The 15,627-nt window shown below is 57.6% G+C and carries 13 protein-coding genes; all 13 read left to right on the forward strand.

The features are described 5' to 3' along the window. Positions 1–131: 131 nt before the first annotated feature. The 13 genes from tssB (at position 132) to tssA (ending at position 15,621) form a co-directional block, all read left to right on the forward strand. Positions 132–626, forward strand: a complete 495-nt coding sequence (gene tssB / locus MIH18_RS14320; protein ID WP_249006651.1) for a type VI secretion system contractile sheath small subunit — start codon at positions 132–134, stop codon at positions 624–626. Positions 627–692: 66 nt separating this feature from the next. Next, positions 693–2,171 (forward strand): type VI secretion system contractile sheath large subunit, encoded by a 1,479-nt coding sequence (gene tssC / locus MIH18_RS14325; protein WP_249006650.1) that lies wholly within the window; start codon positions 693–695, stop codon positions 2,169–2,171. A gap of 3 nt (positions 2,172–2,174) precedes the next feature. Further along, positions 2,175–2,624 (forward strand): type VI secretion system baseplate subunit TssE, encoded by a 450-nt coding sequence (tssE, locus tag MIH18_RS14330; protein WP_249006649.1) that lies wholly within the window; start codon positions 2,175–2,177, stop codon positions 2,622–2,624. 32 nt (positions 2,625–2,656) lie between these two features. Then, entirely contained in the window at positions 2,657–4,429 is a 1,773-nt protein-coding gene (gene tssF / locus MIH18_RS14335; protein WP_249012702.1) for a type VI secretion system baseplate subunit TssF, read from the forward strand. Then, positions 4,393–5,415, forward strand: coding sequence for a type VI secretion system baseplate subunit TssG (gene tssG / locus MIH18_RS14340; protein ID WP_249012703.1), 1,023 nt, complete (start codon positions 4,393–4,395; stop codon positions 5,413–5,415). Before tssF ends, tssG begins: the two co-directional genes overlap by 37 nt. A gap of 18 nt (positions 5,416–5,433) precedes the next feature. Further along, complete coding sequence (tagH, locus tag MIH18_RS14345) at positions 5,434–6,636, forward strand: type VI secretion system-associated FHA domain protein TagH (protein ID WP_249006646.1); 1,203 nt, start codon at positions 5,434–5,436, stop codon at positions 6,634–6,636. Then, a complete protein-coding gene (gene tssJ, locus MIH18_RS14350) occupies positions 6,633–7,172 on the forward strand; it encodes a type VI secretion system lipoprotein TssJ (RefSeq protein ID WP_249006645.1) in 540 nt (179 codons plus the stop codon). The genes tagH and tssJ overlap by 4 nt, the downstream gene beginning before the upstream one ends. Next, positions 7,172–8,509: a type VI secretion system baseplate subunit TssK gene (tssK, locus tag MIH18_RS14355; protein ID WP_249006644.1), complete on the forward strand. Its 1,338-nt coding sequence runs from the start codon at positions 7,172–7,174 to the stop codon at positions 8,507–8,509. The genes tssJ and tssK overlap by 1 nt, the downstream gene beginning before the upstream one ends. Positions 8,510–8,512: 3 nt before the next feature. Beyond that, positions 8,513–9,235 (forward strand): type IVB secretion system protein IcmH/DotU, encoded by a 723-nt coding sequence (gene icmH / locus MIH18_RS14360; protein ID WP_283164073.1) that lies wholly within the window; start codon positions 8,513–8,515, stop codon positions 9,233–9,235. A gap of 10 nt (positions 9,236–9,245) precedes the next feature. Beyond that, positions 9,246–11,831, forward strand: coding sequence for a type VI secretion system ATPase TssH (tssH, locus tag MIH18_RS14365; RefSeq protein WP_249014624.1), 2,586 nt, complete (start codon positions 9,246–9,248; stop codon positions 11,829–11,831). 42 nt (positions 11,832–11,873) lie between these two features. Continuing rightward, positions 11,874–13,505: a sigma-54-dependent Fis family transcriptional regulator gene (locus tag MIH18_RS14370; RefSeq protein ID WP_249006643.1), complete on the forward strand. Its 1,632-nt coding sequence runs from the start codon at positions 11,874–11,876 to the stop codon at positions 13,503–13,505. Further along, positions 13,502–14,161, forward strand: a complete 660-nt coding sequence (gene vasI, locus MIH18_RS14375) for a type VI secretion system-associated protein VasI (protein WP_249006642.1) — start codon at positions 13,502–13,504, stop codon at positions 14,159–14,161. Before MIH18_RS14370 ends, vasI begins: the two co-directional genes overlap by 4 nt. 11 nt (positions 14,162–14,172) lie before the next feature. Then, complete coding sequence (gene tssA / locus MIH18_RS14380) at positions 14,173–15,621, forward strand: type VI secretion system protein TssA (protein WP_249006641.1); 1,449 nt, start codon at positions 14,173–14,175, stop codon at positions 15,619–15,621. Positions 15,622–15,627 lie beyond the last annotated feature (6 nt).

The following is a 15,627-nucleotide window of genomic DNA, read 5'->3' on the forward strand; positions in this document are numbered from 1 at the left end:
ATTCTGCATGCGCAAGGCAAGAATTGGCTTGAGGGGCAAGAATTCTCTATGTACAGTGTAGGCCGTTGTTCGCCAGGATGGTGCGCAATCAGGGAAGTAACATCGCAAAGGAATTGCACAGGGAGCAAGCCATGTCTGCAAAAGACGGTTCTGTTGCGCCAAAAGAGCGCATCAATATCAAATATGTACCCGCTACTGGCGATAGCCAGGCCGAAACCGAGCTGCCACTCAAGCTGTTCGTGGTTGGCGATTTTAAGGGCCACGCCGAAACCACCCCTATCGAAGAACGCAAAGCCGTTAGCGTAGATAAAGGCAATTTTCGCTCGGTGATCAAAGAAGCCGGACTGAATCTTTCAGCCAGTGTTGGCAATAAGCTGGATCCAGAGGCCGAAGCCCTCGCGGTCAATCTGGCGTTTCACAGCCTTGAAGACTTTTCCCCCGACAGTATTGCACGCCAGGTTCCAGAGATGCGCAAGCTGATTGAGCTGCGTGAAGCCTTGGTCGCCTTAAAAGGCCCGCTGGGCAACGTGCCGTCGTTTCGCAGTAAGCTGCAAGAATTGCTGAACAACGACAGCGCCCGGGAGCAACTGATAAGCGAACTGCAACTGGCCACAGACGGCGAGTAACGGTTACCGCTATACCGCAATCTTGATATAAACCTCACGACGAAACACGTACTAAAAGGAATTGGTATGTCTGATACTGCCGGGCAGCACACGGCTGCTGAAACTGTTGTGGAGGGTTCTTTGCTGGACCAGGTAATGGCCAACAGCAGAATGGCGCCAGCGGATGAAGGCTATGAGGTAGCGCGCAAAGGCGTTGCTACCTTCATCACCAATCTGCTGCGAAGTGATGAAAAAGGCCAGCCGGTGAACAAAGCGCTGGTGGACCAGATGGTGGTGGAACTGGATCGTAAAATCAGCGCGCAGATGGACGAAATTCTGCACGCGCCTAGCCTGCAAGAGTTGGAATCGTCCTGGCGCGGGCTCAAGCTGATGGTCGACCGCACCGACTTCCGTGAAAACATTAAAGTAGACATTCTGCACGCCACCAAAGCCGAGCTGCTGGAAGACTTCGAGTTCGCTCCGGATGTGACTCAAACAGGCTTTTACCAGCACATTTATGCTACCGAATACGGCCAGTTTGGCGGTGAACCGGTGGCCGCGGTGGTGGGCAATTACGCCTTCAACCCCGGCGCGGCAGACATCAAGCTTCTGCACTATGTGGCTTCTGTGGGTGCCATGGCTCATGCTCCGTTTTTGTCATCGGTGGCGCCGTCGTTTTTCGGCATAGACGGCTATCAAGAGCTGCCGGCCATCAAGGAATTAAAAGCGGTCTTCGAGGGACCTCGCTACACCAAATGGCGCGGCCTGCGCGAATCTGAAGACGCCCGCTACCTGGGCCTGACCGCGCCGCGCTTCTTGCTGCGCACGCCTTATGACCCGGCTGAAAATCCGGTGCGCAGTTTTAATTACAAAGAAGACGTATCCGCTGACCACGAGCACTATCTGTGGGGCAATACGGCGTATCTTCTGGCCACCCGGCTGAGCGAAAGCTTTGCCAAGTACCGCTGGTGTCCGAATATCATCGGTCCGCAAAGCGGCGGCTCGGTGGAAAACCTGCCGGTGCACCTGTTTGAGTCCTTTGGCCAGCTGGAAGCAAAAATTCCCACCGAAGTACTGATCACCGATCGCCGCGAATTCGAACTGGCGGATGAAGGTTTTATTGCACTCACCATGCGCAAAGGGAGCGACAACGCAGCGTTTTTCTCCGCAAACTCGGTGCAGAAAACCCGTCAGTTCCCGAACACCCGTGAGGGCAAAATCGCCGAGACCAATTACAAGCTAGGCACCCAGTTGCCTTACATGATGGTGGTTAACCGTCTTGCGCATTACATCAAGGTGTTGCAGCGGGAGCAGATCGGTTCTTGGAAAGAACGCCAGGATCTGGAGCGTGAGCTGAACACCTGGATTCGCCAGTACGTAGCCGATCAGGAAAATCCGCCGGCGGAGGTGCGTAGCCGCCGACCACTAAGGGCTGCCCGCATTACGGTGTCAGACGTAGAAGGTGAACCGGGCTGGTATCAGGTGATGCTGTCAGTAAGGCCGCACTTCAAGTATATGGGCGCCAATTTTGAGTTGTCGCTGGTGGGCCGGCTGGACAAGGAATAGACCATGTTCGGTGTTTCTGAGGCAGACTTTCCACTCCCCGCTGTGCCATCCGGGCTTAGCCTGTTCGAACGCCTGGAGCAGGCGGGCGAATCGGCCGTGCCGCTGTTGGACGAGCTGGGCGATGTGGTGCAGTCCATCAAACGCCATCTGGTGCGCCTACTCAATGCCCACCCCGGTGCTAGCCCCAGCGCGCCTGAACTGGGCTTGCTGGACTTCAACGACGCTACCCTGGGCACTGTTGATTTGGGTATTCGGGTGCGTGACGCCATCCGTCAGTGCATCGAACACTTTGAGCCCCGGGTGAACAGGGTGAACGTTCTGGCATTACCTCAGGGCGCGAACCCGCTTCAGCTGCGTTTTCAGGTAACCGTGCATTTGCGGGTGGCAGCGGTAGACGACAAAGCGACCATCGATCTGCTACTGGACGACAAACGCTATTACCGGGTGATCTGACTAGCTTTGATAACACACCAACGGGCGCATGAATGAAATTGAACCGTTTCTATCAGGATGAGTTGAGCTTCCTCAAGCTCCAAGGGCGGGAGTTTGCGCAAAGCCATCCTCAGCTTACGCGTTTTCTATCGGAGCAGAGCGCAGACCCTGACGTGGAGCGGCTGTTGGAAGGCTTTGCCTTTTTGACCGGCAAGCTACGGGAAAAAGTGGAAGATGAATTTCCCGAGCTGACCCATTCGCTGTTAAACCTGCTGTGGCCCAACTACTTGCGCCCTGTGCCAAGCTTGACCATCATGCGTTTTGACCCACAGCTGCACGCCATCAGCGAACGCCAGCGGGTGCCGCGCCACACTGAAGTGAAAAGCCGGCCGGTGGGCGAAGCCAATCGCCAGATCCAATGCCGTTTCCGTACCTGCCGTGCCCTCGACATCTATCCATTGACGGTGGCCGCGGTGAAGGCTGAGCACGGGCCGCAGCGATCATCTGTCACGGTGTCGCTGGGTGTGCACAGCGATCAGCCGGTGAACGGTCTGGGGCTTGATAGCCTGCAATTTTATCTGGGTGGGAATGAGCCAAACGCCTCCACGCTTTACTTATGGTTAAACCACTATCTGGACGCTATGGAACTGGTGGTGGGCGACACCGCTTGGCCGTTGCCTACTGAGCGGCTTCGGCCTGCGGGCTTTGCAGACGACGAGGCGTTGTTGCCCTATCCGCAGAGCGCTTTACCCGGCCACCGCCTTCTGCAGGAATATCTGAGCCTGCCCGAGGCCTTCCGTTTTGTAACCGTCACGGGCCTGTCTTCGCGTTTGCCGAATCTGCAGGCAGACGAAATCAGCCTGCGCTTTCATTTCAGCCGCCTATTGCCGGTGCAGATGCGCGTGGGCGTGGATGATTTTCAGTTGTACTGTACACCTGCTATTAACCTGTTCAGCCATGAAGGTGAGCCGGTGGACTTGAATGGGCGGCAGACCGAGTACCGAATTCTGGCGTCCAGCCGCTCGCCCGACCACTATGAAGTGTTCAGCGTTGAGCAGGTTGAAGGTTGGCTGGAGGGGCATACCGGGCGAAATGCTCCGCGCATTTACACGCCGTTCGAAAGTTTCCGCCATGACATGGACAGCGAGCAACAGGCAACGCCTTTGTATTATCACCTGCGGGCGCGGCAAAGCGTGCTTAACAACGGTTTTGACCATTACATGGCGTTTGTGCGCGCAGACGAATCCGCCTGCGTGAACCGGCAGGAAGCCATTTCGCTGAGCCTTGTGTGCAGCAACAGGCAACTGCCGGAACAACTGGCAGCAGGGGAAATCTGCATGGGCACCGAAAGCTCGCCAACCTTCGCCAGCTTTCGCAATATTACCCGGCCAACAGCTGCGATCAGGCCGACTCTGGACGGGCGGTTGCTGTGGGCATTGGTGGCCAACTTGTCGCTAAACTACGTAGCGGCTCCAGACGCCGAGGCTTTACGCACGTTGATGCGCCTGTACGATTTTCGCGCGTTGTCTGACCGGCAGGCTGCGCGAATTGCCTGCCAGCGTCAGTCGGCCATTAAGCGCCTGGAGTTGCAGACGCTAGACCGGATGTTGCGGGGATTACCGGTACGAGGCTCTCGCACCAGCTTGTTTTTAAGCCAGCAGGGGTTTGCCTCGGAAGGCGAACTGTACCTGTTTGGCACGGTGTTGAGTCGATTTTTTGCACTCTATGCCAGTATCAATGCTTTTCACCAACTGGATGTGGTGAATACCGATAATCAGGAACGCTATACATGGACGTTACAGCACGATCAGCAGCTGCTGATGTAGCGGTTCTGCAGCCCGTTTTGGGTGACGCCAGGCGCTACAGTTTTTTTCAACTGGTGGATCTTATTCACCGGCACCACAACGATAATATGGAATCTGACGCGGCCGGCAATGGCTCGCCGGCGCCTGAACGTATCCGCTTTTCAGCCTCGGCGGGCCTGGGGTTCCCTGGCAGCGATGTGGTGTCAGCGCTGTCGCCTGCACATGAGCATGCCCCCTACCAGATGGAGGTGAGTTTTCTGGGTCTGCACGGCTCGCAGTCGCCATTGCCGGGCTATTACCTGGAAGACCTGGCCTGGGAGGCCGGTCAGAATCTGGGCGTGCGTCGCCACTTCCTTGATTTTTTCAACCATCGTTTGGTCACACTGTTCCACCGCTCCTGGCGCAAATACCGTTACCACGTGCGCTACCGCCCAGGCGCGAATGATGGCTTCTCTGACACTGTTTTTGCCTTGATGGGGCTGGGCGATCGGCAAAGGCGCCAGGCCTTGGCCGTGAGCGAATCCAGATTGCTGGCCTGCGCCGGTGTGCTGGCAGGTCCCAGCCGCTCGGCAGATGTGGTCGCGAAGATTGTTGGTCATTGTTTTGACTTGGCCGATGTGGCCATTCGTCAGTGGGTACTGCGCAACGTCGATATTGCGCCGGCCCAGCAAACTGCCTTGGGGCAGGCCAACGCCAGTCTGGGTCAGGACACCCTGGCGGGTGCCAGGGTGGCGGACCGCAGCGGCAAGTTCTGCCTGCGTCTTGGCAACCTTTGCCATCGGCGTTTCACCGATTTTTTGCCTAACGGCGACGATTACCCAAGGCTGATTCGCCTGCTGGAATTTGTGGTGCGTGAACCTCTGGCGTGGGATTTGGAGCTGCACATGCGCCCGCAGGATATCCAGCCGGTTGCACTAGGGCAGCACGGCCGCTTGGGGTGGACCACGTTTCTAAGTCCCGAAAGGGCATCTGCGAGCTCCTATGTCTGCTTGCCCATTCGCCACTAACCCGCAGGACCCTACGCCATGCCCTTATCGACCGATGAATTGACGCTGACATTGCTGAATCCTCCGGTTGCCGGCACCGCCACAAACTTCCGCTTTGGCCGTGAAGGTGGCTCCATTGGTAGCGCCGGCAACGATTCCTGGCGGCTGTCGGCCCATCGCACCGGCGCGGTGTCCGGTCACGCCGAGGTGCGCTTTGCCGACGACGGCTATTGCCTGATTGATCGCAGTGGCCGTACCTATATTAATAGTGCCAGCCAACCGATAGGGCGGGGGCGGCGGGCCCGCTTACAGCGGGGCGATACCATCGCCATCGGTATCTATCGCATGCGCGCCGAATTTGGCGTTGCGGCGGCGGAGTTGGCCACTGGCCCAGATACCGAAAACCTCACAGAGCAGCCTTTAGTGCATAGCGCTGAAGCCCCTTTGCTGCGAGGCCAAAAAGAACAGCAGCTGGCTGCGGAACCTCTACACACATTGAGAGCTCCGATCCAGGATGCCGTTGCTTTTGACGGGCCGCCGCCCTGGTCATTGGCGGGCCCGAATGTTGGCGTAAACGCCCCGGCGGAAGAGCAGGGTGACGGCGGGGAGCGCCGGCATTTTCAATCGCAAAAGACGGGCCTGGACAGCCGCCAGCACATTGGCGTAGCGCCCTTATTACGTGGCCTTGATAGCAATCTGACTCTGGCTAACAGTGATGATATGACGCTGTTGCTGGAGGAAGCCGGACAAACTCTGCAAGCGGCCATTAGCGGGCTGCTGGCGCTGCATCAAAGCGAAGACAGCCGGCACCAGGTGCTGCGCACACGCTTACAGCCTATTGAAGACAACCCTTTGCGATTTGCGGCCGATTATTCGTCGACCGTACACACCCTGTTTGCTGGCCAGCGCAGCCCGGTGCACTTGTCTGCGCCCGCGGCCGTGAAGGAAAGTCTGGCCAGTCTGGAGCACCACCAGCAAGCCACCCGCGTGGCGACCAGCCAGGGCCTGGCAGCCATCCTGCACGCGTTGTCACCTGACGCCCTGCTACAGCGTTTTCGCGGATATCGTCGCGGCCTGCAAACCGATGAAGATGAAAATACTTGGGCCTGGGATATGTACCGGCACTATTACCAAGAGCTGAATTCCAGCCGTCAGCAAGGCTTTGAGCGGTTGTTCCAGGAAGTGTTTGACCAAGCCTACGACCAGCACATACGTCAACTGCAAAGAGAAAGCCTGTTATGAGTCTAATCGCGCGCCACCTATTGATTCTAATCCTCGGTCTGGGTTTGGCCGGCTGCAGCACCCCTTACAAAGTGGTCAGCAAAACCGGCAAGGTACTGTGGGACCCGGACATTCCAGTAGGCTACGCCGAAGATCTTCCCAGCCGCATAGATCTGGCGATGGTGGCCGAACAAGACGTGAATCCCAATGAAGCGCTGAACCCGACACCCATTGCGTTTCAGATTATCGAGTTGCGCGATAGCTCGTTGCTGATGGCCGCCGACTTTGATCAGCTGCTGAGCAACCTGGAGTCGTCCCTGGGGCGCAATTACATAGACCACAGTGATTACACCGTGGTGCCGGGCGAATTCAAGTTTGTAGAACCGTTCGATGTTAGCGCCGACACGCGGTTTATCGGCGTTATCGCTTTTTACGCTTATCCCAATCAGTCGCAGTGGAAAAAAGTGGTCAAAGTGGACCCATTGGGCGGGCGCTATCACCTGTTGGTGAACTTGCGCCAACGCGAAGTGCAACTGAAACGCGCGGGTGAATCGTGATGACCAGCAGCAATCGCGTAGTCTGGAGTGATGGGTTGTTTATAAAACCCCAGCACTTTCAGCAGCAACAGCGCTATCTGGAACAGCAGATTCATCAGCGTTCGCTGGCATTGTCTCGGTCACTTTATGGTTTCAGTGCATTGGCGTTGAATGATGAATATCTGGGTTTTGGCCGGATTTCCTTGGTCCATGCGGCCGGATTGTTTGCCGACGGCACCTGCTTTGATTTGCTTCGCGACGATGTGATGCCGGCGCCGCTGGAAATTACAGGCACCTCAGTGGCCAATCAGCTGGTGTACCTGGCACTGCCGCTGTATAGCAACACCCAAGCTGAAATTTGCTGGCCGGAAGAGCCCGCGGTGCACTCGCGCTTCCAGGCAATTCGCACAGATATCCGCGATCTGCACACCGCTCAGGGCGACACCCACAGTGTTGATCTAGCGCGGGTAACGCCAAGATTGATGCTGGCAAGTGACGACCTTAGCGCCTACAGCACGCTGGCCATTGGCCGCATTCTGGAACAACGAGCGAACGGCAGCCTGGTGATGGATACGAATTTTATTCCTACGCTGCTAGACATAAAGGCTGCACCGCGGCTGCAACGGTTTGTGGAGGAAATGGCCGGGCTGATGCAAGAACGTGCGCGTAATATCGCCGATCGTGTGGGGTCCCCTGGACACAACGGCGTGGCCGAAGTCACAGACTTTTTGTTGCTGCAGCTGATGAACCGCAACCACCCGCGCTTTCTGCACCTGTCACGGTTGCCGCAGCTGCACCCACAAACTCTTTATGAAGCACTGCTAGAACTGTGTGCAGAACTGGTGACCTTCACCGATCAGAGCCGGCTGTCACCGTCGTTTGTGCCCTATCACCACGATTTGCCGGAAGTCTGTTTCAGCCAGCTTATACAGCTGCTGCGCCAGGCCCTGAGCACGGTATTGGAGCCTCAAGCCATGGCTATTAGTCTTCAGGAGCGTCAGTTCGGGCTGACGGTAGCTCCGCTGCACGATTCCGGCCTGATCGGCAGCGCCGAGTTCATTCTGGCGGTAAAAGCTGATATGCCCCAAGACGATCTGCGCAGTCGCTTTGTGCAGCAGTGCAAAGTGGCTTCAGTGGAAAAAATTCGTGATTTGATCAGTTTGCAGCTGCCGGGCATTCCATTGGTGGTGTTGCCGGTGGCGCCGCGTCAGCTGCCGTATCATGCCGGTTATGTGTACTTTCAGCTAGACGACAACAGTCAGGCCTGGCAAATGCTGGAAAACGCCAGCGGTTTTGCTTTTCACGTGGCCGGTGATTTCCCCGCGCTGGAAATGCAGTTCTGGGCTATCCGGAGATAAGCCATGGATAACGAAATGCACGGCAATGCCTTCAGTCTGCGTGGGCTGGAGCCGAACCCGCTGATTGACGCTGCGGCGCCATTGCTGGGGCTGGTGATACGGATTCGCCGGTTGGCAGACTATTCGTCGGTTGAAAGCCTTTACCAACAGGTGTGGGACGACATTATAGCTATTGAGCGCGAGTTGGTGGTGCAGGGTTACGAACACTCGGCGTTAGTGTCGTACCGCTACGTACTCTGCGCCTTTATTGACGAGGCCATGCTGGGGACGCATTGGGGTGCCCACAGCGTATGGTCGCAGCAGTCGCTGCTGTCGCGCTTCCATAACGAAACCTGGGGCGGCGAAAAAGTGTTTGGTATTTTGGCGCGGATGGAGCAGGAACCGGAGCGCTACAAGGACATGCTGGCGTTTATCTATCTATGCTTGTGCCTGGGGTTCGAGGGCCGTTACAAAGTAATGACTAACGGCCGCGACGAATACAACAGCATTGTGCGCGGTCTGGGCCAGCAACTGGCCACTCTTAATGGCGACGCGGCTTTTGCGCCGCTGGCTGACGCGCTGAAAAATCGTGTGCCGGCCCGCAGTCATTATGGCAATCGCTGGCCGCTGGCGGGTATTGCGCTGGCTTTAGTGCTCGCTTTGGGCGGCATCTTTCACCTGTACAGCAACGCTCTGGATGAGCGTGTAGCGCAGGTACATGAATTATTGGAACAACTACCACGATAAGGACATCACCGTGATTCGGGTTGAACTGCCGGCGTTAATCGGACGCCTCAACGAAGTGTGCCGTCAGGCGTTGGAAGCCTCTGCGGCTTTGTGTATCAGCCGTCAGGGTACGGAAATAACGCCTGCCCATTTGCTGTTCCAATTACTGGATCAGCCCCTGTGCGATGTTCGACAGATTCTTCAGCAGGCTAATATCGGGTATTCGCCGTTGCAGCAGCAACTGGGTGACAGCCTGGCCGGCAGCGTACAAAACGCCGAGCCTTACCCAGCCTTTTCACCGCTGCTGATTGAACTACTGCAAGACGCCTGGCTGCTGGCGTCGGTCGAATTGGGGCAGCAACAGTTGCGCTCTGGAGCCATTACGCTGGCGCTGCTGCTGAATCCGCAGCGCTATCTGCCAGCACAGGTATGCGACACCCTTGCGCCGATCAACCGCGAGCAGCTGCGGCGCCAGTTTGAAGCCTGCACCCGTGGCTCGGCAGAACAGCCGACTATTGCGCAGCAGGGCTCCGCCGCCGATAGCCGCCAGGTCAGCGTTGATGATGGCCCGTTGCAGCGTTACGCCCAAGACTTCACCGCGCTGGCACGGCAGAAAAAGCTGGACCCGGTGTTGTGCCGCGATCGGGAAATCGACCAGATCATCGACATTTTGTGCCGTCGGCGCAAAAACAACCCCATGGTTGTGGGCGATGCCGGCGTTGGTAAAAGTGCGGTAGTGGAAGGCTTGGCGCTGCGCATCGCCCAGGGTGAAGTGCCGGAACGCCTGCGCAAAGTGGCGCTATGGGGGCTAGACTTGGGGGCCCTGCAGGCCGGGGCGTCGGTGAAAGGCGAATTCGAAAAGCGTCTGAAAAGCGTGATTGATACCGTCAAAAACTCCGCAACGCCGATCATTCTGTTCATCGACGAAGCCCATACCCTGATCGGCGCCGGTAACAGCGAGGGCGGATCAGACGCTGCTAATTTGCTAAAACCGGCTCTGGCCCGTGGTGAACTGAGCACCATCGGCGCCACCACGTGGCGCGAGTATAAAAAGTATTTTGAGAAAGACCCGGCGCTGAGCCGTCGTTTTCAACCGGTTGCTTTGGATGAGCCCAGCCCGCAACAGGCGGTGCACATACTGCGCGGCTTGCGACCGGTTTACGAAAAAGCCCATCAGATCTTGATTGCTGACAGCGCACTGCAGGCCGCGGCTGAATTGTCTGCGCGCTATCTTGCCGGGCGCCAGTTGCCTGACAAAGCCATTGATGTACTGGATACCGCTTGCGCCCGGGTCAGCCTGAATTTGACCACGCCGCCGCGCCAGCTTAGCCACATCCACAGCGAGGTTGCGCAGCTGGCTTTGGAGCAGGAATTACTGCAGCGCGACCAGCAACTGGGGCAGGCAACAGACAGCGCACGGCAAATAGAACTCGACGAATTGTTAGCGTCATTGCAGGTCGCCGCAAGCGAGCTGGAACAGCGTTGGCAAGCCCAGCGTAAGCTGGTCGAGCGGCTGATTAAGGTGCAAGAACAGCTACTGGCTGGCGATTCCGAATTGGCCGCAGAAGCCGGCACTATTGAGCAGCAGCTTGCGCAGCTGCAGGCCGACGAGCCGTTGGTGTACGCGCGGGTAGACGAACGTCAGATTGCCGCGGTCATCGCCGACTGGACCGGTATTCCGGTCAACCGTATGAGCCGCGACGAGCTGGAGAAAATCACCCACCTGCCGGCGTATCTGTTCGCCCACATCAAAGGTCAGGATAGCGCCATTGCCGCAATCCATCAGCATTTACTGACCGCCCGCGCGGATCTGCGCCGCCCCGGCAGGCCAATGGGCGCTTTCCTGCTGGCGGGCCCGAGTGGTGTGGGCAAAACGGAAACCGTGATTCAGTTAGCCGAGCTGCTCTACGGTGGCCGACAGTTTTTGACCACCATCAATATGTCCGAGTATCAGGAAAAGCACACCGTATCGCGCCTGATTGGCTCGCCCCCAGGCTACGTAGGCTTTGGCGAAGGCGGTTTACTCACCGAGGCAATGCGCCAAAAACCCTATTCGGTGGTGCTGCTGGATGAAGTGGAAAAAGCCCATCCAGATGTTCTGAACCTTTTCTACCAGGCCTTCGACAAAGGGGAAATGGCGGATGGCGAAGGCCGGTTGATCGATTGCAGCAATATTGTGTTCTTCCTGACCTCAAATCTTGGCCACCAGACCATTGTGCAAAACGCCGATGAGCCGCAAGCACTCATCGCAGCGATTTACCCGGAGCTGGCCGCTTTCTTCAAGCCGGCGCTGTTGGCGCGTATGCAGGTAGTGCCTTACCTGCCGCTGAACGACAGCACTCTCGACTGCATCGTTGTGGACAAACTGGAGCGACTGGCCAAGCAGATCGGCCAGCGCTACCAGGCCGAGGTGGTGCTGGATGGTAATCTTGCTGGCGCCATCCGCGAGCGCGCTCTGCACAGTGAAAATGGCGCCCGCATGCTCGAGGCCGTTATTGAGGGCGAACTGCTGCCGAAAGTGTCACTGGCCCTACTGGAAAAACTGGCGCGGCGGGAACCGGTTGCGCGGGTCACCCTGAGCGTCGGCGAAAACGGATTCAGTGGCACGGTTGCCTGAACGGCCACCTCACATTACACACCTTAAAACGGACAATCGGGTATGGGACAGATGCAGACGGAACTGCACACCGGTATCGACTTGGCGCTGGCGCTGATTGGGCAAAAAAATCTGCCGGACTTGCTGCGCACGGCCACTAGCCAGATGCAAAGAACCTTTGGCCTGGAGCGCTGCTGGGCGCTAGAGCTGGACTTAAGCGGCCGCACTCTGCATTGCAGCGCGCTGGTCGATCAACAATCTTCGCAAGGCGCCAGCGAATTTGTCTGTGATGATTTCAGCCACCCATTTGCTCATTTGTTACAAAGCGGTCGCCCCTGCGCGTTGTCGCGGGTTGCTGGTTATCGCTTGGAACATCCGGGTTTTCAGGCGTTGACTGATCTCAGTGGCCGGCCTGAATCCATGTGGTTGGAACCTTTTTTTGGCAGTGACGGACGCACGTTGGGCGTGTTGGTGCTGTGCAGTGACCAGCCGGAGTGGGCGAGGGTGACCGAGCAGGCGCTCTACCGCAGCCTGCGCCAGATTATCAGCCATCAATGGGTCAGTGTGTTGCGTAACCATGATCAGATTTGGCAGCGCCGGCTGCTTAAACGTTCGTTGGATCATCTGCAGGGTGCGCAATTGCTGCGCCAGCGGGCCAAAAGACTGGCGGCCGTGCTGGTGGGTCATTCGCAGCAGATGGACGAGTTGCGCCTGCAAACCGTGCGTGCTGCGAGCAGCCAGCTGGCGGTGTTGGTACAGGCAGAAACCGGTTGTGGCAAAGATGTCGTGGCGCAGGCGGTGCACGAATTTTCGGCTCGAGCCAAAGGACCGATGGTAGTGGTGAATTGCGCCGCCATTCCCGATACCTTGCTGGAAAGTCAGCTTTTTGGTCATACCAAAGGCGCTTTTTCCGGGGCGGATCGAGCCCAGGAAGGGCTGCTGACGCAGGCCCGCGGTGGCACGCTGTTTCTTGATGAAATTGGAGATATGCCGTTGACCTTGCAGGCCAAACTCCTGCGGGTACTGGAAAGCGGACAGTTCCGGCCCCTGGGAGCGCAACAGGAACAGCATTCGGATTTTCGTTTGGTGGCGGCGACCCATCAGCCGTTGCAGCAGGCCATTAATGACGGTCGCTTTCGCCGCGATCTGTTTTACCGTCTGAACCAGTTTCCACTGCGGATTGAACCATTGCGTCAGCGCCCCGACGATCTGGAAGCTTTGACCCGCCATTTCATTCGTGCCTACTGCGAGCGTGAAGGTGCCGGCCCTCAGGGCATCAGTAGCCGTGGATTGCGGCGGCTGAAACACTATGATTTTCCCGGCAACGTGCGTGAATTACGCAATGTGATCGAGCTGGCCTGTCTGCAGACCCCACTCGGTGATGATATTCAGCCTGACGTTATTCGTCTGGATGACCCATTTAATGATGGCTCCTATAACAGCGGCGCTGCCCCGCTAGTCAGCGATCAGTGTGCTCAGCGCAGCGACAACCTTGATCGTGAATTTCTGGCGGGCCTGCCGCCACTGGCTCAGGTGCAAGACCTGAAGGCCGCTGCTCAGGCCTTTGAAGCGGCACTGATTCGTCAGCGTTTGCAGCAGTACCACGGCAACCGCAGCCAGGCAGCACAGAGCCTGGGATTGCCAAAGCGAACACTTGCGCATAAATGCCTGAAATATGAAGTGATGCACCCATGATTCTCGCCATCAAAAAAGCGGCTGCGCACTATCAGAAATGCTGTCGCTGGGCGTTGGCTGGCCTTTTTTTGCTGCCCGCTGCGCCCGCCTACAGCGGGCTAATGGAGCAGGCACGGGAGTGTACCGGTGAGCCTAGGCGCTTGCAGCGCCTGGCGTGTTTTGATGGGGTTTTCGCCACGCCGCTGGCGGTTCAGAGTGCCCACGAGGAGCCCCAACTACCGAACTCAGAACGTTGGCGCCAGGCCTATGCTCAAGCGGCTGGCGATAACCGTGACGGCTGGGTTTATCACGACAGTGGCATGGCCGCTGGTTTGCTGCTTACGTTGCCGGCTCTGGGTGCCACGCTGCCACGGCCTTTAATGGTACTGCAATGCCATAACAATATTACCGAGTTGGCGCTGATGTTGCCGCAGCCGTTAGGTCAGGATCGGGTCCGGGTGAACATCAACGGTGACCCGTCACTGTGGCGCCTGCGCGACGACGGCTACATGCTCAGCGCCGGCCGTGGGCTGCCGTCCATAGCGCTGGCTAAAACGCTGGCGCTCATGCCGCAAGTGCGAGTGCAGGCTAATGTCAGCTCAATCGATGGCCTGGTGTTTGATCTGGCGGGCTTTTCCAGCGCCATCAAACCGCTGCGCAACGCCTGCGGCTGGTGATAGGAGAGTCTATGCAAGCCATTGAGCAACATCCTTATGTAGACCTGGTATTAGGAACGCTCGACCAAGGAGCCGGGCCCGAATTTGGCGAGTGCCTGGAAGACGATCCGGCGCTTGATTTTCTGGACCAGGAATTAATGAAAATGGGCTCGCTGGCACACACCACTATTGATTGGCCCAAGGTAGAGCGGGAAGCGCTCAGTATTCTTTCAGACCGCAGTAAAGATCTGAAAGTATTCGGCTTTCTTTTGTTGTGTCTGCTCAGAGGTGGCGGCGGTGAACGCTTCGCTCTGGCGTTGTGGCTACTCGCCGGCGTGTTGGACAGTTGGTGGGCGCAAGCCTGGCCCCACCCCGGGGTCAAGGGAGAGCGGGCCCGGCAGATGCTGTTCAAACAGATGTTGCAGCGGGCAGCGAAGCATGTCGATGCTCTGAGTTTTGACGCCAGCCAGGGCGATGGGCAAGCATTCTGCCAGGCAGCTCTGTCGCGAATTCTAACGTTGCTGCCTGCGCAACAGCTGCCCGCTGAACCGGTAAAAAGTTTACAACAGACACTGGCCAGACTGCCCACCGATTTTGCGCCGTCGAAAACAATCCGCTCGACCAATAAAAACGAGGGCAAGAGCGCAGAACATCCGCTTGCAGATTCTGCCAAACCAGCAACAGCGAGCTTGGTGATTGTCCCTGATTCGCTCACTCTGGACCCAAACAACGAACGTGCTACCCGCCAGAGCCTGCTGAAAGTTGCAGAACTGCTCACCACCACAGACGTGGCCAACCCTCTGGGTTACCAACTGCGCCGCCATGCGCTCTGGTTTAGCATCAGCGGCGCACCGCCAACACGCGACGGTGTACGCACTGAGCTCGCAGCGATCAGTGCGGACCGGGTGGCCGACTACCAGGATGCCTTGGCGAAGGCAGCAAACGGAGAGGTTTGGCAGCGTATCGAGCAAAGCGTAGCCGCAAGTCCGTTCTGGCTTGACGGCCACTGGCTTAGTGCGCGAGCGGCGCAGACATTAGGCCATAGCCGATGTGCTGAAGCGATTCGTGGGGCGTTGGCCGCTTTTGTGGAACGCCTGCCGACCCTGCAACACCTGACTTTCAGCGACGGTACCGAGTTTTTATGCGCGGAGGCCATGCTCTGGCTGCAGGCACCACAGACGGGCAGCACATCAACGCCTGCTGCTGCCAACCCGTGGAACCAGGCTTATCAACAGGCTTGTGAGCGGCTGGCCGACTGCGGTTTGGCCGCCGCCATGCAGATTTTGGAGGACGGCTTGCTGAGTGCTCGCGAACCCCGTGAACGCTTTTATTGGCGCCTGGCGTCTAACCGTCTACTTCAACACAGTGGGCTGATAACTCTGGCGCAGCAACAACAGCAGGACTTACGACAGCAGCTGCAGGGCCGGACACTGGAAACCTGGGAACCGAGTTTACTGAAACAGTTTGAACCGCCAGCCTGAAATCAT

It is taken from the genome of Marinobacter sp. M3C, from assembly GCF_023311895.1.
GTDB lineage: Bacteria > Pseudomonadota > Gammaproteobacteria > Pseudomonadales > Oleiphilaceae > Marinobacter.

Bases quoted from the DNA above. Each gene is read 5' to 3' on its own strand.
- tagH (WP_249006646.1), top strand. From the start codon at position 5,434: ATGCCCTTATCGACCGATGAATTGACGCTGACATTGCTGAATCCTCCG.
- tssC (WP_249006650.1), top strand. From the start codon at position 693: ATGTCTGATACTGCCGGGCAGCACACGGCTGCTGAAACTGTTGTGGAG.
- tssA (WP_249006641.1), top strand. From the start codon at position 14,173: ATGCAAGCCATTGAGCAACATCCTTATGTAGACCTGGTATTAGGAACG.
- tssK (WP_249006644.1), top strand. From the start codon at position 7,172: ATGACCAGCAGCAATCGCGTAGTCTGGAGTGATGGGTTGTTTATAAAA.
- tssF (WP_249012702.1), top strand. From the start codon at position 2,657: ATGAAATTGAACCGTTTCTATCAGGATGAGTTGAGCTTCCTCAAGCTC.
- vasI (WP_249006642.1), top strand. From the start codon at position 13,502: ATGATTCTCGCCATCAAAAAAGCGGCTGCGCACTATCAGAAATGCTGT.
- tssG (WP_249012703.1), top strand. From the start codon at position 4,393: ATGGACGTTACAGCACGATCAGCAGCTGCTGATGTAGCGGTTCTGCAG.
- tssB (WP_249006651.1), top strand. From the start codon at position 132: ATGTCTGCAAAAGACGGTTCTGTTGCGCCAAAAGAGCGCATCAATATC.
- MIH18_RS14370 (WP_249006643.1), top strand. From the start codon at position 11,874: ATGGGACAGATGCAGACGGAACTGCACACCGGTATCGACTTGGCGCTG.
- tssJ (WP_249006645.1), top strand. From the start codon at position 6,633: ATGAGTCTAATCGCGCGCCACCTATTGATTCTAATCCTCGGTCTGGGT.
- tssE (WP_249006649.1), top strand. From the start codon at position 2,175: ATGTTCGGTGTTTCTGAGGCAGACTTTCCACTCCCCGCTGTGCCATCC.
- icmH (WP_283164073.1), top strand. From the start codon at position 8,513: ATGGATAACGAAATGCACGGCAATGCCTTCAGTCTGCGTGGGCTGGAG.